This window comes from Haloferax sp. S1W, from assembly GCF_044593955.1.
Lineage (GTDB): Archaea > Halobacteriota > Halobacteria > Halobacteriales > Haloferacaceae > Haloferax.
In genome coordinates this window covers 1,345,274-1,364,630 of the sequence record NZ_CP172595.1, presented here as the reverse complement: position 1 = coordinate 1,364,630, position 19,357 = coordinate 1,345,274, and the positions used below count along the sequence as shown (strand labels likewise).

Here is a 19,357-nt window from a genome sequence, read left to right as displayed (position 1 = left end):
ACGCTAACTTCCATAAAATGCCATGAACACGCATCATCATGGCAAGCGAGAACACAACCGTTAATTAGTGCCCTCGTGTAGTCTTGGTAGCCTCTGCCGAATCGACCGACCACTCTTATTCCACTCGCCGTGGAGGGCAAGGCTTAAAGTCTCCCAAGAAGAGTTAACAAATGGCATGATAGACCGACTTGAGAAGGAAGTCGATATGTTGGAACGCCATCTGCAGGTCCTGAAGATGGTCATCGAGAGCGAACCCATCGGCATTGTCAAGATGTCGAACGAGACGGGTTATCCGCACCACAAGGTTCGGTATTCGCTCCGCGTTCTCGAAGAAGAGAACCTTATCGAGCCCTCCAGCCAAGGTGCAATCACCACCGAGCGGACGCAGGAATTCGTCGACGAACTCGACGACAAACTCGACGAAATCGTTGCGAAGCTCGAATCGATGAAGATTGAAGAAGCAGCCGAAGTCGAGAACTAATCTCCGTTCACGCAGTCGTTTTGTCCTGTTTCCGAAGAAACGAATCAGTTTCTACAGAAACGTGGATTGACGGAGCGTTCTCGACGGCGTGAGTACCATCTGGCGTCGCTCACCCTCCGGTTGGTGCCGGGTGGACTCTCTTATTTATCCTCGGCTCAGGTATTGAGCGGCGGGAATGCGACTTTCTGAGGCGTGGGCGATGTACGTCAAGCCCGACTGTGGGTACATTCCTGATTGAATGGGAATGCCGGAAAACGCGGTCTCTTCCAGATATATTTTGAAATTTCAGTTTGGCAATAAACAATATATTGGATTGCTATCAATTCTGTGTCGAGAATGGGATTTCGCTCTGCGAAGGAGAAGACGGGCGAGGACCGCCAAGCGTCGTCCATTCCGTCGATTCAGGAGTTGGTGGGCGGCTCCAACCGCAGTCGTGGTGGTGGCAGGTCGCTGACGCCGCAGGACTGTGAATCTCGGTTCGGCCTCGACATGTACAGGGACGGACTGGAAGTCAAAGTCCAGCGCCTCGTCCAGAGTCACGGCGCGAGCCAAGTTCGGCAGTGGGCCGACGAAGGAATGACCGTCGAGACGATGGGCAAGCCGCGGGATATGCGGCAATTCCGCGAGCGTCAAAAGGAGCGCCCGGCCGAGGTTCCAAAGGACATCGAGCGCCGGAACGCAAAATCAGTCCAGCGCAGTCGCAATGCGCATCACGAGGCGTCAAAGGCTGGCGACACGCAGGTTCCGAACTCGGTCCGCGACGTGGTTTCGTCGCCTGGCCAGCAACTCGACACGAGCATCCAGCGTGCGATGGAAGAGCGGATGGGCGATTCGCTCGGAGACGTTCGTATCCATACCGGTCCGCGGGCCGCAAAAGCCTGTGAGGACATCAACGCCCGTGCGTTCACCGTCGGGAACCACATCGCGTTCAATCACGGCGAGTACGACCCGTCGAGCGCTGAAGGCCAGCACGTTCTCGCGCACGAGTTAGCGCACGTCCGCCAGCAAACAGGTGGGGCTGTGAGTATGCTCCCACAATTGGGTGGGTTGGAGGTTGACCCAGACCAGCGGTTAGAGCGTGAAGCCGAAGAGACTGCACAGCGCGTAATGCGCGGCGGAAAACTCGGGATTCACCGCATGCGGGACGCGGACGTACATATTCAATGGACGTCTCGCATCTCTGAGAGAGAAACAGGTTCGGATCACAGTGAAGCAATCGAGTTGCAACGCCTTCCAGACGATGAACGCTTGAACGTTGCTGTCGAGGGTGTGGAAGCGGCAATTAGTTGGGTCACAAAACAAACGGAGTTGTCCCAGTCCTCGGCCAGAGTGATGGTGAGCGAGGCAAACGGAGCGGACGAGTTGGCGATGTTTCAAAGGAACGTCGCTGCGCTCCATACGACCGCGGCGATTGACGACCTCCCCGAAAAACGCCAGCGACAGGTCGCGCGGAACCTTCTCAGCAAGGACCCGCTGGATTTGGATGGAAACGATACCAAAGCCACCGGTGAGATTCCAGAAGGGATTAGACGAGATATTAACGCCGTCTTTGGGTACTCTCCATCCGAAAGCGAGGAGGTCCCGGATTTTGGAGTGAACTGGACCGACCCAGACCATGTGATTCCTGCGAGAGAGACACGAGAGGAGTATGTCAATAACAAAAAGAGGCTGAGACAGGAGGCAGAAGAGCTGAGGAAGAAAAGTCATACAATAGAGCAAGTAGCGCGGAAGGCAGTTCTCGAACGAAATGTAGACCGTATAATGAGCTACATTACAGAAGGAGATAGAGAAAAAATACAATCGATTGTTGAACGTTCGGATGATAGATCTGCAAATGATTTGTTTGAAAGTATCCAGCCACACATCCAAGAATGCGATGAACAGAACCTACGAACTATGCTAGAACGGAATGAAAAGAAATACGGAAAGGTAACGGGGCCGGACGCTGACCAACTCTATCAGAAATACGACCGGAATTGGGAAGTGGTAATTGAAAAGACTACACAAACGAATTCAGCAGTAAATATCCTAGTCGGATTGGAGGATATATAAACAATGTATTTGAAGAATTTCAATCGACAATACGAATACACCTGCTTTGACAAATCGACCGGGGAGGGAAGTGAATTTAAGAGATTGGACGAGCAGACAACCCATGGATATTGCCAGAGCTTTGACTTTGGCTGGGTCGCGGTCTATTTTGATTCTGATAAACAAACGCTGAGCGTTCAAATTGACAACAATGTATGGGATCTGAATGATTCGAATACTACTGTTACGTATGAGCATCAGCGTCAAAACGATAAGACGTACTTCAATATCGAGAACGACCGGAATCAGTTTGAAATCACCTACGATGCTTGGTGGACGGAGTTGCCACAACCATCTTCGGCTAATATGACCACCGTCAGGGACATGTATAATGACGAAGAAGAGGACATATTCGCATATATCAAATATTTGTCAGAAAATGAAGCAGAAAACAATCTGAGTGAGTCATAGCGAAGACGGCCATAATAAATCAGGGCTATTTAGTTTGTCACTAGGTCTGCCATCCACCAAATCACCACGAAGTTCGAATCAAAGCTATTGAAGGTAATTGAAACAAAACTGACAACACGCTACTTTATCCTACGAATTGAAAGGCGAAAAGGGTGGATGGGAAGCACACCTTTGACAGCAATAAGACGGGCCGCGCAGTAGAGATACAGGTTGGGCTGCAAGATATTCGAGAATAATGATACGACTGAAAAATTTCGACCGGCGGATGATGTACACGTGTTTCGACCCTTCCAGTGGTTCAGGAAGCGAGTTTGAGGAGATTGGCGACTACGGAACCTCGGGGTTTTGCAAGGCTGGCGATTTTGGATGGGTCGCAGTCTATCCCGACCCTGATAGACAAACGCTTATTGTTCAGATAAGTGAAATCAAATGGGATTTGTATGCATCTGGAACCACAGTCATTTACAACCATCATTACAACGATGAAAACACCTACTTTAAAATATCTGATGAAGAAAACACATTCGACATTACCTATGAGGCGTGGTGGAAAGATGTTCCACATTTTGAGGCCAATAAGTGGGCCGCCAGTCGGGAAGAAGAGAACTCCCATGAGGATATATTCGGGTACATATTGATGTTATGGCAGAACGAGGACAAGAAAGAAAATTGGATTGAATTGTGGTCAGAACATCTGCCGAACTAGCGAATCTACAGAGGAACATTTACATTCGCCGCCTTGATTCGCAGTAGTCCTTGAAATATGGCCGGCGAGACGGCAGACTAAACACATGACTGAGTAACCAACAATTGAATGATATGTTGGTCTCCTTGGCACTGTCTAGGTAGTGACCTCCTCAACCGGTGTTCGTCCGTCGGGCGCTTAGTGCGGTCTCTGAAAATTATAGCATTACGCGAATTGTATTATTCAGTCGTGACTGGTCACCCTCGGCAGACCACCTGAACGCCCAGCCGAACCTCAGATATCCGGGACGTTCAGGTGGAACTCGCCGCTGCGGCCTTCGACCAGACAGAGGTGGTAGCCGTTCTTGCGCGAGAGCTTCACGTAGCTCTTGCGCTTGGAGCGACTGAGCAGTCCGCCGCCGGTCTTTTCGGCCGCGACTTCGAGCGCCTCGGGTTCGAAGAAACTGGCCGTGACGACGAACGCAGAGCCGAGCGTCTCGTTCGCCTCGGCGACGGCCCGAGAGTCCTTGACGAGTTGCGAGACCATCGGCTTGGTCGCGGGGTCCCGCGAGTCGTTCATGTTCGCAACGAAAAGCGGGTCGCCCATCTGGTCGCGGAAGATGATGTCGAAGTTTCGTGGCTCGGTCTCGTCCTCGGCAATCGGTACCGAGACGGTGCCGTAGAGTTCGATGCGGTCGATATCCGGAATCGAGTCGAAGACGCCCGCGAGACTCGTCCGGTTTCCGGTTTCGCCAATCTCGTAGAGCAGGTCGGTGACGACCCACTTGGCGAAGCCGTATTCGGGGGTGTCTTCGAGGAACTCCTCGTAGGGGCGGCCCTCGACGCCGAGTCCGTCGGTGTCGAACGTCGTGTGGTGTTCGAGACGCAGGTTCCCGACGACATCCTCGCGTTTGGCCTGTCCGGCGTGGGCCTTTTCGAGCGTCGCTTCGCCCTTTCTGGCGTAGCGGACGAAGAGGTTCGTGCCCTGGAGTGCTTCGTCGGGCGACATCGAATGGGCGGTGTCGTGGACGCCCACCTCGTCGAGTTTAGCTTCGAGACGGTCGACTTCGGCTTCGAGTTCTTCGACGCGCGCTTCGAGTTCGGTCGCCCGAGACTGGTACTCGTCGCGTTCGTCTCGAAGCGAGTCGCGCTCCGATTCGAGGCGGTCACGCTCTGATTTGAGTTTGGAGACTGTCGCTTCGAGCGCCTCGGCAGCGTCCGAGTCGACCTGTGTCTGCTTCGGCGACTGCGTCCGGGCCGAAGACGCCGGAGTCGAGGTCTGTTTCTGTGTTCGCTTCGGCTTCGGGGCCTGACTCTTCGGTCGCCGTGCGCGCTCTGCGCTCTTGGCGTTCCGCTTTGCGGCCGTCTCTCGCTTCGAGTTTCCGGGGTCGAGCGAGGGAATCGACCGGGCGTTGCGCCACTGGGCCTCCGCGGAGAAAACATCGTCTCCGGAGCCACTCTCTTCGGATTCCGACTCGGCCGCCGTCTGGCTTCCGTCCGAACCGTTCTTCGATGTCGCGTCGCTCGCGGCACTCGGTTCCGAGGAGGGACCAGCAGACGTCGAAGACGCGTTCGAGGCCGCCGAAGACTCCGACTCGGCCGAGGCGGCGTCAGCACCTGCAGCGGTTGCAGACTCGCTCGCTGGTGCCTGTGTCGCGTCGGCAGACGGTGCGTCAACGTCCGAGTCGGACGTGGTGGAGGCACTGGAGGATGCGGGTTCGTCGGGTGCTGGCGTCTCTGCGTCCGGTTCCGAGTCGGGTGCAGGAGCGTCGTCGCTCTCGACCGGTTCGGTCGGTGAGTCACTGACGGTGTCAGCAGGCGAGTCCGATATCTCGTCGTCCGTACCCTCGACAGCCTCGTCTTCCTCGGCCGTGTCTACCGCTGCGGGTGCGACCGAGTCGTCTTCGGACCCGTCGTCGGGGATATCGACAAGTTCGATGTCCACGTCGTAGACTTTGTAGATGCCAACTTCGTCGTTCGCTCGTTCGAAGGCGTCGTCGCCCGTGATGAGACGCTTGCTGTTGCCGACGTAGGCCGCACTCATCGACTTGCCACCGTGGTAGACGACGTAGTAGTCACCAGAGAGGACGTTTTCGGAGAGTTCGATGTAGCCAGTGAATCCCCCCGCTGAGAGCGTTCCGTCGGCGTCTTTCAGCGGCGTCTCTTCCGTGTAGTACTGGGCCCGAACGTCGCCGCCGGTCTCTTGCATCGCGTACAACAGTGGGAGGGACGTGTCCGGCGCGCGGTACGCCTTGAAAGACTCATCCTCGAAGTCTTCGATACGGCCGTCGAAGACTCCGAGCAGGCGACCGTTGAGCATGAACCCCCACGTCATGCCCGCAACGACCGCGCCCGTGAAGCCGTCGGCCGCGAGCGACTGGAGACCCCCGTACCCACTGCCTGCGGGTGCCGAGTCCCACCCAGTCACCACGTCGATAATCTCGCTATCCATTTGGAGGTAAATCACGGGAACCGAATCAAATACTTTCCGGGCGATTCATTGGCACGTTTCACGCACGACCCCCCGCCGTTTATCCACCCGGGAGCCCACTTCGACCCGTGAGCGCCCGCCCTGACCACCCGCAACACGAGAACGCGCTCGAACTCGCGTCAGACTACCTTCAACGGGTCCGTTTCGGCGACGAGACGAGCGAGGTCCGGGACGCCCTCGCCGCTCTCGACAGCGACGCACTCGCTTCCGAACTCGACTCAGACGCACATCGGCGCGCATTCTGGTTGAACATCTACAACGCGGCCGTGCAGGACGCGCTCTCGTCGGAACCCTCCAAGTACGACAGTCGATACAGGTTCTTTCGCGCGAGCGTCGTTACCGTCGCGGGCGAGTCGCTTAGCCCGGACGACATCGAACACGGTATCCTCCGGCGCTCGATGCTCGGGTGGGGGTTCGGCTACATTCCGAACCCGTTTCCCGGGTCGTTCGAGCGAACACACCGGGTTTCCCAACTCGACCCGCGAATTCACTTCGCGCTGAATTGCGGTGCGGCGAGTTGCCCGCCAATCGCGACGTACCACCACGACCGACTCAGCGAGCAGTTGGACGTGGCGACTGCATCCTCTCTCGAACAGAAAGTCGAGTACGACTTCGACGCCGACCGCGCCCGCGTTCCGAGACTGTTCCTGTGGTTCCGCGGCGACTTCGGTGGCCGCTCGGGTATCCGAGAGATGCTGTGTGAGTACGGCATCATTCCCGAAGACGCCTCGCCGTCGCTGTCCTACGCTGACTACGACTGGTCGCTCTCACTGGGTGAGTTTACGACGTGGCCCTAACGCCGAGCGCGGCGAGCACGACGGTTCGTCGGGTAGCAGAACGTGACGAGTCGATTCTGGGGAACGATTATAGTTTCTCGCCGCGAGTATGTGTCTGTGACAAGACACGACGAACGGTTCGTCCGGTACCTCAAGTCGAAAGAGGTCGTCGACGACCGCGCGCTCCATCGGCCGACGATGTCGACGCTCGTCGACGAGTTGTCTGACCGGGCGGATGCGCGCCCCGGCGAGCCACTTCGCGTCGTCTCTGTTGGGGCAGGGACTGGTGCGATGTGCCGACGCTTCCTCTCGTGGGGCGTCTTCGACGCCTACGACGACGTGAAGTACGTCATGGTCGACCGCCGGAAAGGGATGGCAGACCGGGCCGCAGCGGCGTTCGCGGAGTGGTCCCAAGAGGCAGGCTGGGAGGCGGCACCGACAGTCGATGGGTTCCAAATCGAGCGACACGGCCGACGGGTTTCGCTCACCTATGTGACTGGGGACCTCTTCGATGCGACAGTCGTCCTCCCGAAGGCAATCGACCTCGCTATCGCCCACGCTGTGCTCGATGTGCTGCCGTTGAATCGGGCTATCGAGTCGCTCGTCTCACGACTCACCGAGGACGGCCTCTTCTACGCCCCCATAACCTTCGACGGGCGAACGACCTTCCGGCCCTCACACAACGCGGACGACGAGATACTCGACGCCTACCACGACTCGATGGAAGACGAGAACTCCTCGGGCGCGGAGACCGGGTCGGACCTGCTTTCGGCCCTCCCGATGGCAGACACCTCGATTCTCTCGGCCGGAGGGTCCGACTGGGTGGTCCACCCGCCGTACTCCGACGAAGAGCGCTTCTTCCTCTCGCGCATCCTCGGCTTCGTCAAGGAGTCGGTCGGTTCCAACGGCGGCGTCGGAGAGACGACGCTTCGCGGATGGCTCGACACCCGACACAAGCAGTTAGAGGCGGAGGAACTGACGTACGTCGCGCACAACCTCGACGTACTCGCAAAACTCGACTGACGGGCTCACTCCGCTGACTTCGCCGACGGCGACGAATTTGCTACTCTTCTGACTTCGACGACGGCGACGGCCCCGCCACCGATTCCGGGGTGAGACGCCCCGAGACGTACAGCCAATCCCGCACGAACCCGAGGAGCAGCGACCCGGCGGCCCCACCGGCCAGCGCGGGTATCCACGGGTCGCCGACGCCGGGTGCCAGTGCGAGCGGAACGAACGCCATCTGAATCCCTGCGAGCACGCGGCGCGACGCCCGCGGCGGCAGGTCGTACGTCGGGCGGCCGGTTCTCGTCCGCCACCACACCCCCGCAACAAACGCGTACCGCGCGATGCCGACAGAGAGGTACCACCACGGAAGTTGACCGAGGAGGACGCCGGCCAGCGGTGCTACGAGGAGGCCGAGCGCGTCTACTGTCGTGTCGAGGCGGGACCCGAGGGCCGTGACACGCCCGAGTCGTCGGGCGAGCGCCCCGTCTACCCAATCAAGTGCGGCGACGACGCCGTAGCCGATGGTCGCGGCCCACGCCCACATCTCTCCGACGGCCCCTGTCGCGGCCACGGCACCGAGACCACCAACCGCGGCCACGACGGTCCCGCGGGCGAGCGTGACGGCGGTCGGAACGCCCAGCGAAGCGTACCGAGTCGAGTCTGTCGCCGCCACAGACTCGTTCTCAGCGGCGTGGCGATGCGTGTGCGCCCAGACACCCGCGGCGACGAGAATCGTCACAGCAGTCCAGACGGTGGCGTCTGTCACCGTCACAGTCGCGGTGGTCGCAAGGAGGACACCGATGCAGACCACGACCACGGCCGCAACCGAACCGCTTCGGCGGATGCGTTGTCGCGTCTGCCGAATCGCGTCTGTCGAGGGGGTCGAGGCAGCGTCCGTCGGTGAGGTCGAGTCGGCGTCCATCGGTGGCTAGCCGGTCTCCGTCACCGCTCGCGCGCCCACGGCAGCGACCGTCGGCAGCGCGAATCCGACGGCGATGGTGAGCACGAACAGGATGCCGGTCGATAGCTGGGCGTCAAGCGCGCCAGCCCACCAGACGAACGCGACGTGAATCGCGAGGACCACCCCGCCGAACGTGAGTCCCTGGACGCCCGCACGCGACACCGACGTGGCGAGGACGCCGACTAACACGCCGCCGACGACGAGTCCGGCCCAGTGGACCGACGCGGCAGCCACACCGACAACGGTTGCGACGAACAACGCGAGGTCGGCGCGCGGCCCGGTTCGAAGGTCGGAGAGCGCGCTCATCGCGCACCTCCGAAGACGATGTCCGGCGGTCCGCCCGGCCGCTGGAGCGCGAGCGATTTGTACTCGCCTGCCGCCCACTCGTCGAGTTGGCTGTGGTAGTGGTCGGACCAGAAGACACCGCGCTGACCGCCGGGGATAATCCCCACCGACTCGTTGTCTTCGGAGAAGTCGACGACCATCCGCCAACTGCTCCCCATCTGCGTGGCCCCCGTCGAACGGAAGTTGAACACCGTGTACCGCGACCCGTCCATTGGACGCTCGGGGTAGTTGAGGAACGCACGGTCGAACGCGTGGTTCATATCGAGTCTGTTGAAGTCGCCGTAGGTTTCCCACCCCTCCTGGTTGATTCGTTCGGCGGTCCGGTTCATCGCCAGTGCGGCGATATCCGCCCGCGTCTCGGTCGTGTGGAGGGTGGTCGGGTCGTCGTACCACCTCGCGTCGGCGTCGAGGGTCTGCAAGACGTACAGACTCGGGTAGTACGACTCGTCGAGGCCCACCGCGTCGAACTCGCTTGCGAACGTCGCGTTTCGGAACTCGTCGCGCCAGATTCGATAGACGAGCGCCGCGCGTGACTCGGCGCGCATCTGGGCGTCCCACCCGTCGAGGTCGGTGGCGAGTGCCTGCGCCGCAGGGGACATTTGCTGGACTGTGTCGTCCCCGCTCGCGTACGGAACCAGACCGACCGCGGCCTCGGAGCGAACGTCGCGCTGGATGCGCATCATGTCCTCGGCGGTCATACCGTCTTCGACAGTCACCCCGCCCTCGGCGGCCGCCTCGTCGAGCATGTCGTAGATTCGCGCCCCGCGATAGGGGTCGGCGTAGGTCATCGACGTGCCCATGTAGAACGGCGGGTCGTCGATAGTCCGCTGGTTCGCCGTGGCGAAAATCGACGGGTCGTTCACGTGCGGGATGGACTCGAACGGGACGAAGCCCTCCCACGACGACTCACCGTACGGTTCGTATCCGGGCCAGTCGCCTTCTCCCCGCGACCCGTTGAAGATGGTGTCGCCGTGAACGACTTCGCCGTCCGTCACGCGAAGCGGATACCGACCGGCGGGGTAATACAGCGTGTTACCGGCGCGGTCTGCGGCGACGAAGTTCTGAGCGGGCACGTCCCAGATGCGGAGCGCATCGCGGACCTCGGACACGGAGTCGGCGTGGTTGAGGCGGTAGGCCCCGAGCGATTCGTTGGTCGCCGAAAAGCCCGGCCACGCGACACCGACGGTCTTCCCGCCGCGCTCGATGACGGCACCGTGGACGGACTTTCGAACCGTGAGTTGCACGTCCTCGCCGCCCGCGACTTCGATAGTCTGCGTCTCGGTTTCGAAGGCACGGACCTCGCCGTCGTAGACGTAGCCGCCGTCTCGCATCTCGTAGGTGTAGATGTCGGTGAAGTCGCCGCCGACGTTCGTCACACCCCACGCAGCATCGGCCGTGCGTCCGATAACGACCATCGGAATTCCGGGAAAACTGACGCCGCGAACGTCCATCTCGGCGGCCGAGAGGTGCATCTCGTACCAGACGGGTGGAACCGTGAGAGAAAGGTGCGGGTCGTTCGCGAGGAGTGGCTTTCCGGAGGCGGTGTGCTCACCGGAGACGACCCAGTTGTTCGACCCGAATGCCGGGTCCTTGTCGTAGGCGTCGGTCCACGAGGCGAGTGCTTCGAAGTCGCCAGCGACGGACGCTGACGTATCAACACCTGCGCCGACGGCGACCGATTCGGGCGAGAACGACGCGGCGTCCGAGTTCGACGAGTTGCGGACGATTGGCACGTCGTGGTCGAGTTGCGCGGGGTAGAGTTCGGAGGCGTTCGGGCCGAGTCGGGAGACGGCCGTCGCCCGCCGGAGGTCCGAAAAGGACCCGGAGAGTTGCCACGAGATGAGTTTGCCGACGAGGAGTGTGTCAGTCGATGTCCACGTCTCGAACTCAGCGTCGAGCAGCGCGTACTCGGGCGGAAGCGCCCCGGAATCGGCGTAGTGGTTCACCCCGTCGCTGTAGGCTTCGATGGCTGGACCGACCTCGGTGTCTCGCACGGAGTTCCACGAGGCTTCCGCGGCGGCCTCGAAGTCCAGACTCCGGTAAAAGCGGTCTGACTCGACTGTCTGATTGCCCACGACTTCCGAGAGACGGCCGCCGACAAGTCGGCGCTGGAGGTCCATCTGGAACAGGCGGTCGCGGGCCTGCACGTAGCCGACGGCGAAGTACAGCGCTTCCTCGTTCGCCGCGTCGATGTGGGGAACGCCTCGGTCGTCGTACCAGACGCTCGCCGGGCCGTACGGACTGTCGACCTGCGTCGTCCCGCGAGGCGTCACCGAGTCGTATAAGTCGCCGGACAACGGCGCGGCGAGACCGAGATACGACCCGCCCAGAACCGAGACTGCGACCAGCGCCGCTGCACAGGCGACGGCGACGACGGCGCGAGTCGTGGTATTCATACCCACATTGGAGGGAGGCCGCCGGATAAATATTCCTCAAATGACGTTTGTGAACGTTTCAGGAGTTGTCGCGTCGAGTGGTACGGCGGTCGAGCGAGACGACGACTGCGAGGACAGCGAGATAGGTCACGAGACCCGAGAGGACGGCGACCAGAAGTTCTCCTTCGACGAACACGCCGACGGCGGCGAGCACACCAACACTCACCACGGCGACTCCCTGCACGAGTGACCGTTCCCAATAGTTTCGAACCGCTGAACGAACCAGCAACGACGCGCCTTCCAGAACGAGCACTGCGGTGACGCCGAGTGCGACCGTCTGAACCCGAATCGGCGGACGAACAAGCACGACGAGTAATGCCATCGGCACGGCTACCAAGAGTGTGAGCGCCGCGTCTTGGCGTCGGCCCATACGGACCCTCCGGCGGGGCATCCCTTTTAGACACCGGCGGAAAAAGCGGGAGTATGTCGATTACGGGCGACGGTCCCGGACTGTCGAAGGCGAAACGTCGTCTCGGGCGGTATCTCACGGGCGCAGCGGCGCTTATCATCACCTACGCCTTCATTTATCGATGGGCCATGGGACAGTTCGCCGGTGAAGATGTCACGTTCATTCAGGCGCTCCACGTCGTCGTCGAAACGTTCACGACGACCGGGTACGGCGAGCAGACGGCGTTCTGGATGGACTCGCCGCAGCTTCTCACGCTCTCTATCCTCATGCAACTCACCGGCGTCACCACCGTCTTTCTCACCCTGCCGTTGTTCCTCGTTCCGCTGGTCAAAGACGCCCTCCGGACCGACCCACCGACGACTTCGGACCTGACCGACCACGTGATTGTCTGCACCTATACACCCCGCGGGGACGCGCTCGTCAACGAACTCGACGCGATGGCCATGCCGTACATCATCCTCGAATCCGACCGCGAACTCGCGGAGGAACTGTACGCGGACGGCTACACTGTCGCCCACGGCGACCCCGAGTCGGTCGAGGACCTCGAAGCCGTGAACGCGGAGTCGGCGCTGGCCATCGTCGCGGATGACGACGACGAGACGAACGCGAGTATCATCCTCGCCGCGAAGCAGGCCGCTCCCGACTCCCGCGTGGTGAGCGTCATCGAGGACCAGCGCGTCAGCGACTACCACCGATTCGCCGGTGCCGACGAAGTCGTCTCGCCGCGGCGACTCCTCGGCGAGAGTCTCGCCGGGAAGGCAACGACATCCATCTCGTCCGCGCTGGGCGACGCCATCGAAATCGGCGAGGACTTCGAAGTCGCCGAACTTCTCGTGCAGCGCGGCAGCCCGGTCGAGGGCGAGACCATCGCCGAAAGCGGTATCGGCCGTCTCACCGGTGCCAACATCATCGGTGCGTGGTTCACCGGCGAGTTCGTCTCGCCGCCGTCGCCCCACGCCATCATCGACGAACACACCATCCTCCTCGTCGTCGGTCGCGAGCGGCAACTCGAACAACTCCGCGAACTCACGCTCTCGTCGGCGCGGCGCTTCCGTCGCGGGACGGTCATCATCGCCGGGTATGGTGAAGTGGGTTCGACCGCGGCGGAGACACTCGCAAGCGCAGGCGTTCCGCACCTCGTCGTCGACAAGCAGGATAAACCCGGCGTGGACATCGTCGGCGATGTGACCAAGCCACAGACGCTCATGGAAGCAGGGGTCGACGAAGCGCGGAGTATCATCCTCGCACTCGACGACGACACTACCGCCATCTTCACCACGCTCGTCTCCGAGCGCGTCTCCGAGGAGACGGAGGTCATCGCGCGCGCCAACGAGACCGAAAGCATCGCGAAACTCTACCGCGCCGGAGCGGACTACGTCCTCGCGCTCTCGACGGTTGCCGGACGCATGCTCGCGTCGAGAGTCCTCGACGAGGAGGTCATCGCACCCGAGTCGCAAATCGAAATCGTCCGGACGAACGCGCCCGGACTCGTCGGAAAGACGCTCGCGGAAGCGGACGTTCGCGCTCGGACGAACTGTACGATTATTGCTGTCGAGCGCAACGGGGGCCTCCTCACTGAACTCGGCCCCGACTTCAGCGTCGAGAAAAACGACGATGTACTCGTCGCTGGCATCGACGAAGACATCTACCAGTTCAACGAGCGGTTCGGGTGAACTGCGGCGAACAGGTTTCTATCGAGGAGTGGGGCGCGCCGGGCGTACCAGACTCGACAGTCGGCACGGCTCTAGGTTTATCACCGATGACGAGACCAACGCCGCCGTGCGTTGACGACCGCCGCGAGGCGTCACGCGGATGTGCGGCACGCCGTCTCGCGGAGCAGTGGTGCCGCCTGTTCGCCTCTCATTTACCACCCACGGCTCAGAGAACAGCGGTCGAAAAAGGGTCGTCGAGGTACGTTTACGCGCCGATTTCCGCGCCGACGTACAGCACGACGACGAGGAAGATCCAGACGGCGTCGACGAAGTGCCAGTACATGGATGCCGTACTCACCGAGACGTGGCGGTCGGCGGAGTACTGACCACGGAGCGCTCGGACGAAGACGATGCCGAGGAGGACTGCACCGAGGCTCACGTGGAGACCGTGGAGGCCGGTGAGACCGAAGAACGCCGAGCCGAAGATGCCCGAGGTGATGGTGAAGCCCTCTTCGATGATGAACACGTAGTATTCGTACACCTGTCCGCCGATGAAGATGGCACCGAGGACGAGCGTCACGAGGAGTCCGAGCAGGAAGTTCCGACGGTTACCCTTCTGGAGCGCGCCTTCCGCCCAGTGGAGCGTGAGACTCGACAGGACGAGCAGGCCGGTGTTGACGAGGACGAGCGACCCGACGAGGTGCGGAAGCTCTTGCGGCGGCCACGTCCCTGCGCGGATGAAGAAGTAGTAGCCGAAGAGCGCACCGAAGGTGCCGAGTTCGGACCCGAGGAAGGCGAGCATTCCCCAGCGGAGTTTGTTTTCGTCGTGTTCGCTCCGGTCGCGCTCCCAGAAGCCCTTGATGAACGCGTGGTAGAGCCAGCCGACGATGCCGAGGAGGAATACGGCGATACTGGCACCTGCGACACCGAGAGCAGCCGATTGGCCGATGTTCATGATGTACAGCGCTGCGCCGACGTATATGCCTGCGCCGCCGACTGCAGTGACGAACGGCCACCAACTCGCCTCACCGAAGCCCCGTGGCCAATCCTCCACCGCGGGCAAGTGGTGTCCGTGGTCGTCGTGTCCTTCTTCCGAAGTCATAGGCGACCGTTATTCTTCGGGTACTAAAAATCCTCCCAAGCGCGTTCGAGACGTGAACGCACACAGTCCAGTTAGTACCGTCGCTGTCGGGGGACGGGTCGGAAAGAGGAAAGAACGGACCGCAGATGAACGCGTGCCCGGCGGGGCCCTCAGTCGGCGTTGGTCGTCGCCCGATGGAACGGTTTCCGCGAGATTATCTCGCGCATTTCTGCGAGTCGGTCGGAGCTGGTGCCGTTCAGTGCGGAGACAACCGCAAACACCTCCTGTCGCGAAATCTTGACGCCCTCACCGGTGACGGCCCGCTCGGGGTTCGCCACGAGTTCCCGGAGCGTGCCGACGGCGAGCAGGAACGGAATCGCCCACGCGGCCAGCGTGTTGCCGTCGCGGAGCGGCACCGTCTCCAGATACAACTGCGCGTCGTCGAGGAACGACTTGGCGTGGTTGGCGGTTCGGCGAACGACGGACGCGGTTCGCTCCTCGTATTTCGGGTTGAGGACTTCCTCTTGCGGAACGCCCGCGTCGTCGAGCCACTCCGCCGGCAGGTAGACGTTGTTCTCGGCGTCGTAGTCGTCGTACACGTCCTTGGCGATGTTGACGAGTTGAAGCAACAGGCCGAACTCCTCGGCGGTGTCGTAAAGACGGGAGTGTCGCTCCCGGTCGATGTTCCCGCGCGTCACCAGGTTGGTGATGAGGTTGCCGACGGTTCCGGCAGCGTAGTAGCAGTACTCTTCCAGTTCCTCGCGCGATTGGATGCGGAGGCCGCCGGTCTGGGAGTACCGTTCGACGAACATCGCCATCCCCGAGACGAGTTCGCGAACCGGCGGCAGCACCGCCTCGCGAACATCGGTCGGAAGTGCCTCGAACGTGCGGAGCACGCGGGGCGCGTTGGCGACGACCATCCAGTCGTCGGACCGGGAATCAGTAGGTGGAAGATGCGGCTCGACGGCAACGACGAACTCGTCTATCGAGGTATCGTCGTTGGGGTCGAGCGCGCAGTCGTAGAGTCGAAGGAGGTGTGCCTGCTCGTCGGGCGTAATCGACGACGAGTCCTCAATGGTGTCTGGGATTCGACAGAGTAGATATCCGATACAGATGTACGAGGACATCGGTTCGTCGAGAACGTCCACGGTCAGGGCGAAGGTTCGGGAGACGCCCTGGACTGCATCGTGACACCAATTAAGGTCGTCATCGGTTGCCGGTGGCCGGGCATCGGCGTGTCGAGACATTCGAAGCGTACCGCTATACGGAAGGGGGGATAAAAAGTGTCGTGGGGTGCCCCCGGACACGCCGTAGCAGAAAATCATAAGCATAGTCAATGAAAGAATCAGGCATGGACTTTGCGCTCACGGCTGAGCAGAAGCAAATCAAGGATATGGTCTCAGAGTTCGTCGACGAGGAGGTCAAGCCTCGTGCGGCGGAAATTGACGAGACAGACGAGTTCCCCGCGGACCTCGTCAAAGAGATGGGCGAACTCGGCCTGATGGGAATGCCGTTCCCCGAAGAGTACGGCGGTGCGGGCCTCGACTACCACTCGTACGCCATCGGCCTCGAAGAAATCTCCCGCGGGTCCGGCGGCCTCGGAACCATCGTCGCCGCCCACACGAGCCTCGCGGGCAACATGCTCTACGAGTTCGGCAACGAAGACCAGAAACAGGAGTACCTGACGCCCGTCAACGAGGGCACCGACATCGGCGCGTTCGCGCTCTCCGAACCGGGCGCGGGCAGCGACGTGCCCGCAATGGAGACGACCGCAAAGAAAGACGGCGACGAGTACGTCGTCAACGGCGGCAAGCTCTGGATTTCGAACGGCTCCGTCGCCGACACGGTCATCCTCTTCGCCAAGACTGACCCCGACGCGGGGAACAAAGGTATCTCCTCGTTCGTCGTCCGCCCCGAAGAGGACGACGGCTTCATCGTGGAAGGCACGGAGCACAAACTCGGCGACAAGGGCTGTCCGACTGCGGAACTCCGCTTCGACGACATGCGTATCCCCGAAGACCGCCTTCTCGGCGACGAGGGCGAAGGATTCGTTCACGCACTGAAGACGCTCAACGGCGGCCGAATCACTATCGCCGCCCGCTCCGTCGGCATCGCGCGCGCCGCGCTCGACGACGCCGTGAAGTACGCTGGCGAGCGCGAGCAGTTCGACCAGCCAATTGGCGAGTTCCAGGCCATCAAGCACAAACTCGCCGATATGGATACGAAGGTGCAGGCGGCCAAGCTCCTCATGCACAAGGCCGCGGACCTGAAGATGCGCGACGAGACGTTCATCAAGGAGGCGGCGCAGGCAAAGCTCTACGCCAGTGAGATTAGCCGCGAAGTCGCCAACGAAGGTATCCAAATTCACGGCGGCTACGGCTACACGAAGGACTTCCCCGCAGAGCGCTACTACCGCGACGCCAAACTGAACGAAATCTACGAGGGCACGAGCGAGATTCTCCGCAACACCATCGGCGACTGGCTCCAGAAGTAGCCGTCGTCAGTCGGCGATTTGCTCGTCCGCGTCGGCTATCCGACTCTCACGGCTTTCCACACGTTCGGTGAGCCACGCGTAGTACGATTCGATTCTGCTTGCTCCCGCATCGGTGAGTCCGTACACGTCGTATATCCCCTCTGTTCGCCGTTCGAGGTGCCCTGCCTCCACGAGTGCGTCGAGCGTCGCGTAGAACGACTGGGGGTCGATTCGGATATCGTAGTAGCGCTCCAATCTCGTCTTTAGCTTCTGCCCTCTGAGTTCGCCCGCATCGTAGAGGATAGCACAGAGGTCACGCCGACGGCCGCTCTGAAACCACATACTCGCTCCTCGACGGAGAGACACACGTGACTTTCGTTCCAACCCGATTGCTCGTCTCCTCGGGTCTGGATAGAACCGGTACTTTAGACACCACCCGCTCCCTAGCGACGCGCATGAGCGAACAGGAGGCTACGGCAAACGGCATCTCCGCACGGTACTACGTCACCAAATCCGAACGCGTCCTCGAATTCGACCGCGAGGGCCGAACCGCCGCCGTGGCGCAGAACATCGACGGCTACGCCATGCTCAAAGTCCGCCCCACTGCCGATGGCGACGAGCTAGAGCGGTACTACGGATTCGACATGGCGCTCGACCACGCGGCGGAACTCCTCGGCGTCTCCCCCCATGACCTCCCGATTCCCGAGGATGCTGCGGACATGGGGATGTGACCCTGGCCGGACCCCACGACCGATTACCCCCAGTAGAAGCGCGGCCCCAAGAATAGATACCCGAGCGCCAAGAACAGCAGTCCGAACGCGAATCCTTCTCCGAGCGTTCCGTCGAGAACGATTGCGAGACCCTGCACGACACCCATTACGAGGGCGTCCTGTGCGTGCAGGTCGGGGTACGTCACGTCGGAGAGCATGAGCGCCGCCATGACTGCCGAGAGCGCGACGAGCAACATTGGGTCTACGAATCCGACGAGAACGCCCGCAGAGAGGATAGTCGCCGCGAGCGTCGTCGGCACACCCACCGTCTCGTCGCTGTCGCTGTCGTATGCGGTGTAGAGCGCCAATCGAACGACTGCGGCCGCGACGAACAGTGCAGCGATAGCGACTCCGGCGACGACTCGAAGGGTTTCGAAGCCCCACATCTCGCGCACGACGGAGACGACGAGGAGCGCCGGGGCGACGCCGAATGAAGCAACGTCGGCGAGGGAGTCCAGATACGGACCGGCATCGGTACCCCCGTAGCGTCTGGCGACAACCCCGTCGAGGCCGTCGGCCATCGCGGCGAGCAGGATCGCCTTCGCGGCGAGACGGACGTCCACCGCAGTCAGCACCGCCGCAACGAACCCGAGTGCCGCGTTGCCGGCGGTAACCGCGTCGGCGGCACCCAACCGACCGACGAATCGGGGTTTCATACCGTTGCGATTGCGGACCGCCCCTTTCCCTCTTACGTTCCTCCCCCGGGTGCGGCCGCCATCGGGTGTATCCATCGTCGCGGCGTTCGGGAGGCGAACCATGCGACATTTATCCGTCGGGGTCGGAGACTGGGCTATGCCAGACGAAGGGTCTTCGAGCGGTCTCCGGACGCGACGTGAGTTTCTCGCCGTGGCCGGGTCGGCAGCGACCGCGGGTCTCGCCGGGTGCGCCACGTCGCTGGCGTCGGACGGCGACTTCGACGTGGGGATGACTGCCGTCGCGTTCGACCCGCCGACGGTGACCATCGAAGTCGGTGACGAAGTTGTGTGGCGAAACACGAGTTCCCGCGGCCACACCGTCACCGCGTACGAATCCGTCCTCCCAGAGGGTGCCGAATTCTTCGCCAGCGGTGGCTTCGAGGACGAACAGACGGCACGCAAAGCGTACTCCAATTCGCTCGGCGGGCTTATCGCAAGCGGCGAGGAATACACCTACACCTTCGAAGTCCCCGGCGAGTACGAGTACCTCTGTGTCCCACACGAGCAGCAAGGGATGGTCGGTACTGTCGTCGTCGAGGAGTAGTCCGACCGCGCATTTCGTTTTCTACTCGGTCGCACCGCTCACTGTCGGCT

The 19,357-nt window shown here is 61.3% G+C and carries 19 protein-coding genes; 10 read left to right on the top strand and 9 right to left on the bottom strand.

Features of this window, described 5'->3' with window-relative positions:
* Nucleotides 1-175: 175 nt before the first annotated feature.
* From ACH9L7_RS07165 to ACH9L7_RS07150, 4 genes are all read left to right on the top strand, one after another.
* Nucleotides 176-481: a hypothetical protein gene (locus ACH9L7_RS07165; protein ID WP_396613035.1), complete on the top strand. Its 306-nt coding sequence runs from the start codon at nucleotides 176-178 to the stop codon at nucleotides 479-481.
* A gap of 336 nt (nucleotides 482-817) precedes the next feature.
* The gene (locus ACH9L7_RS07160; RefSeq protein WP_396613034.1) at nucleotides 818-2,533 is read left to right on the top strand and encodes a DUF4157 domain-containing protein; all 1,716 of its coding nucleotides are present in this window, start codon (nucleotides 818-820) and stop codon (nucleotides 2,531-2,533) included.
* A 3-nt stretch (nucleotides 2,534-2,536) separates the two neighbouring features.
* Nucleotides 2,537-2,983 carry a hypothetical protein gene (locus ACH9L7_RS07155; protein WP_396613033.1) on the top strand — a complete coding sequence of 149 codons (447 nt, stop codon included), beginning with the start codon at nucleotides 2,537-2,539 and terminating at the stop codon, nucleotides 2,981-2,983.
* A 265-nt stretch (nucleotides 2,984-3,248) separates the two neighbouring features.
* Entirely contained in the window at nucleotides 3,249-3,689 is a 441-nt protein-coding gene (locus ACH9L7_RS07150; protein ID WP_396613032.1) for a hypothetical protein, read from the top strand.
* A gap of 273 nt (nucleotides 3,690-3,962) precedes the next feature.
* On the opposite strand, the gene ACH9L7_RS07145 is transcribed toward ACH9L7_RS07150, so the two are convergent.
* Nucleotides 3,963-6,119, bottom strand: coding sequence for a hypothetical protein (locus ACH9L7_RS07145; RefSeq protein ID WP_396613031.1), 2,157 nt, complete (start codon nucleotides 6,117-6,119; stop codon nucleotides 3,963-3,965).
* 107 nt (nucleotides 6,120-6,226) lie between these two features.
* Between ACH9L7_RS07145 and ACH9L7_RS07140 the strand changes: the two genes are divergently transcribed.
* Entirely contained in the window at nucleotides 6,227-6,955 is a 729-nt protein-coding gene (locus ACH9L7_RS07140; RefSeq protein ID WP_396613030.1) for a DUF547 domain-containing protein, read from the top strand.
* Between the two features lie 96 nt (nucleotides 6,956-7,051).
* On the top strand, nucleotides 7,052-7,957 hold the full coding sequence (locus tag ACH9L7_RS07135; protein ID WP_396613029.1) for an SAM-dependent methyltransferase: 906 nt from the start codon (nucleotides 7,052-7,054) through the stop codon (nucleotides 7,955-7,957).
* Nucleotides 7,958-7,997: 40 nt separating this feature from the next.
* On the opposite strand, the gene ACH9L7_RS07130 is transcribed toward ACH9L7_RS07135, so the two are convergent.
* Genes ACH9L7_RS07130 through ACH9L7_RS07115 form a run of 4 tightly spaced genes read right to left on the bottom strand, consistent with a single transcriptional unit; the run spans nucleotide 7,998 to nucleotide 12,053 of the window.
* Entirely contained in the window at nucleotides 7,998-8,864 is an 867-nt protein-coding gene (locus ACH9L7_RS07130; protein ID WP_396613028.1) for a CDP-alcohol phosphatidyltransferase family protein, read from the bottom strand.
* Nucleotides 8,865-8,870: 6 nt separating this feature from the next.
* Nucleotides 8,871-9,209, bottom strand: coding sequence for a hypothetical protein (locus tag ACH9L7_RS07125; protein ID WP_396613027.1), 339 nt, complete (start codon nucleotides 9,207-9,209; stop codon nucleotides 8,871-8,873).
* Entirely contained in the window at nucleotides 9,206-11,644 is a 2,439-nt protein-coding gene (locus tag ACH9L7_RS07120) for a penicillin acylase family protein (RefSeq protein ID WP_396613026.1), read from the bottom strand. The genes ACH9L7_RS07125 and ACH9L7_RS07120 overlap by 4 nt, the downstream gene beginning before the upstream one ends.
* A gap of 58 nt (nucleotides 11,645-11,702) precedes the next feature.
* The gene (locus ACH9L7_RS07115) at nucleotides 11,703-12,053 is read right to left on the bottom strand and encodes a hypothetical protein (RefSeq protein ID WP_396613025.1); all 351 of its coding nucleotides are present in this window, start codon (nucleotides 12,051-12,053) and stop codon (nucleotides 11,703-11,705) included.
* 53 nt (nucleotides 12,054-12,106) lie between these two features.
* Here ACH9L7_RS07115 and ACH9L7_RS07110 point away from each other — a divergent pair, with 53 nt between their 5' ends.
* Nucleotides 12,107-13,765 (top strand): potassium channel family protein, encoded by a 1,659-nt coding sequence (locus tag ACH9L7_RS07110; protein WP_396613024.1) that lies wholly within the window; start codon nucleotides 12,107-12,109, stop codon nucleotides 13,763-13,765.
* Between the two features lie 244 nt (nucleotides 13,766-14,009).
* Here ACH9L7_RS07110 and ACH9L7_RS07105 read toward each other — a convergent pair whose 3' ends face one another.
* Nucleotides 14,010-14,846 (bottom strand): heme-copper oxidase subunit III, encoded by an 837-nt coding sequence (locus ACH9L7_RS07105; protein WP_396613023.1) that lies wholly within the window; start codon nucleotides 14,844-14,846, stop codon nucleotides 14,010-14,012.
* A 149-nt stretch (nucleotides 14,847-14,995) separates the two neighbouring features.
* The gene (locus ACH9L7_RS07100) at nucleotides 14,996-16,072 is read right to left on the bottom strand and encodes a phytoene/squalene synthase family protein (protein ID WP_396613022.1); all 1,077 of its coding nucleotides are present in this window, start codon (nucleotides 16,070-16,072) and stop codon (nucleotides 14,996-14,998) included.
* Between the two features lie 104 nt (nucleotides 16,073-16,176).
* On the opposite strand from ACH9L7_RS07100, the gene ACH9L7_RS07095 reads away from it, so the two are divergent.
* Nucleotides 16,177-17,319 carry an acyl-CoA dehydrogenase gene (locus ACH9L7_RS07095; protein ID WP_396613021.1) on the top strand — a complete coding sequence of 381 codons (1,143 nt, stop codon included), beginning with the start codon at nucleotides 16,177-16,179 and terminating at the stop codon, nucleotides 17,317-17,319.
* Nucleotides 17,320-17,325: 6 nt separating this feature from the next.
* Here ACH9L7_RS07095 and ACH9L7_RS07090 read toward each other — a convergent pair whose 3' ends face one another.
* The gene (locus ACH9L7_RS07090) at nucleotides 17,326-17,640 is read right to left on the bottom strand and encodes a DNA-binding protein (protein WP_396613020.1); all 315 of its coding nucleotides are present in this window, start codon (nucleotides 17,638-17,640) and stop codon (nucleotides 17,326-17,328) included.
* 113 nt (nucleotides 17,641-17,753) lie between these two features.
* Here ACH9L7_RS07090 and ACH9L7_RS07085 point away from each other — a divergent pair, with 113 nt between their 5' ends.
* A complete protein-coding gene (locus ACH9L7_RS07085) occupies nucleotides 17,754-18,029 on the top strand; it encodes a hypothetical protein (RefSeq protein ID WP_396613019.1) in 276 nt (91 codons plus the stop codon).
* 23 nt (nucleotides 18,030-18,052) lie between these two features.
* Here ACH9L7_RS07085 and ACH9L7_RS07080 read toward each other — a convergent pair whose 3' ends face one another.
* Nucleotides 18,053-18,724, bottom strand: a complete 672-nt coding sequence (locus ACH9L7_RS07080; protein ID WP_396613018.1) for a protein sorting system archaetidylserine synthase — start codon at nucleotides 18,722-18,724, stop codon at nucleotides 18,053-18,055.
* 136 nt (nucleotides 18,725-18,860) lie between these two features.
* Between ACH9L7_RS07080 and ACH9L7_RS07075 the strand changes: the two genes are divergently transcribed.
* Complete coding sequence (locus ACH9L7_RS07075; RefSeq protein ID WP_396613017.1) at nucleotides 18,861-19,307, top strand: plastocyanin/azurin family copper-binding protein; 447 nt, start codon at nucleotides 18,861-18,863, stop codon at nucleotides 19,305-19,307.
* Nucleotides 19,308-19,357 lie beyond the last annotated feature (50 nt).

What these genes read in the sequence shown, in the direction of transcription:
- ACH9L7_RS07165 (WP_396613035.1), top strand. Translation starts at nt 176, where the DNA reads ATGATAGACCGACTTGAGAAGGAAGTCGATATGTTGGAACGCCATCTG.
- ACH9L7_RS07160 (WP_396613034.1), top strand. Translation starts at nt 818, where the DNA reads ATGGGATTTCGCTCTGCGAAGGAGAAGACGGGCGAGGACCGCCAAGCG.
- ACH9L7_RS07155 (WP_396613033.1), top strand. Translation starts at nt 2,537, where the DNA reads ATGTATTTGAAGAATTTCAATCGACAATACGAATACACCTGCTTTGAC.
- ACH9L7_RS07150 (WP_396613032.1), top strand. Translation starts at nt 3,249, where the DNA reads ATGATGTACACGTGTTTCGACCCTTCCAGTGGTTCAGGAAGCGAGTTT.
- ACH9L7_RS07145 (WP_396613031.1), bottom strand. Translation starts at nt 6,119, where the DNA reads ATGGATAGCGAGATTATCGACGTGGTGACTGGGTGGGACTCGGCACCC.
- ACH9L7_RS07130 (WP_396613028.1), bottom strand. Translation starts at nt 8,864, where the DNA reads ATGGACGCCGACTCGACCTCACCGACGGACGCTGCCTCGACCCCCTCG.
- ACH9L7_RS07125 (WP_396613027.1), bottom strand. Translation starts at nt 9,209, where the DNA reads ATGAGCGCGCTCTCCGACCTTCGAACCGGGCCGCGCGCCGACCTCGCG.
- ACH9L7_RS07120 (WP_396613026.1), bottom strand. Translation starts at nt 11,644, where the DNA reads ATGAATACCACGACTCGCGCCGTCGTCGCCGTCGCCTGTGCAGCGGCG.
- ACH9L7_RS07115 (WP_396613025.1), bottom strand. Translation starts at nt 12,053, where the DNA reads ATGGGCCGACGCCAAGACGCGGCGCTCACACTCTTGGTAGCCGTGCCG.
- ACH9L7_RS07110 (WP_396613024.1), top strand. Translation starts at nt 12,107, where the DNA reads ATGTCGATTACGGGCGACGGTCCCGGACTGTCGAAGGCGAAACGTCGT.
- ACH9L7_RS07105 (WP_396613023.1), bottom strand. Translation starts at nt 14,846, where the DNA reads ATGACTTCGGAAGAAGGACACGACGACCACGGACACCACTTGCCCGCG.
- ACH9L7_RS07100 (WP_396613022.1), bottom strand. Translation starts at nt 16,072, where the DNA reads ATGTCTCGACACGCCGATGCCCGGCCACCGGCAACCGATGACGACCTT.
- ACH9L7_RS07095 (WP_396613021.1), top strand. Translation starts at nt 16,177, where the DNA reads ATGGACTTTGCGCTCACGGCTGAGCAGAAGCAAATCAAGGATATGGTC.
- ACH9L7_RS07090 (WP_396613020.1), bottom strand. Translation starts at nt 17,640, where the DNA reads ATGTGGTTTCAGAGCGGCCGTCGGCGTGACCTCTGTGCTATCCTCTAC.
- ACH9L7_RS07085 (WP_396613019.1), top strand. Translation starts at nt 17,754, where the DNA reads ATGAGCGAACAGGAGGCTACGGCAAACGGCATCTCCGCACGGTACTAC.
- ACH9L7_RS07080 (WP_396613018.1), bottom strand. Translation starts at nt 18,724, where the DNA reads ATGAAACCCCGATTCGTCGGTCGGTTGGGTGCCGCCGACGCGGTTACC.
- ACH9L7_RS07075 (WP_396613017.1), top strand. Translation starts at nt 18,861, where the DNA reads ATGCCAGACGAAGGGTCTTCGAGCGGTCTCCGGACGCGACGTGAGTTT.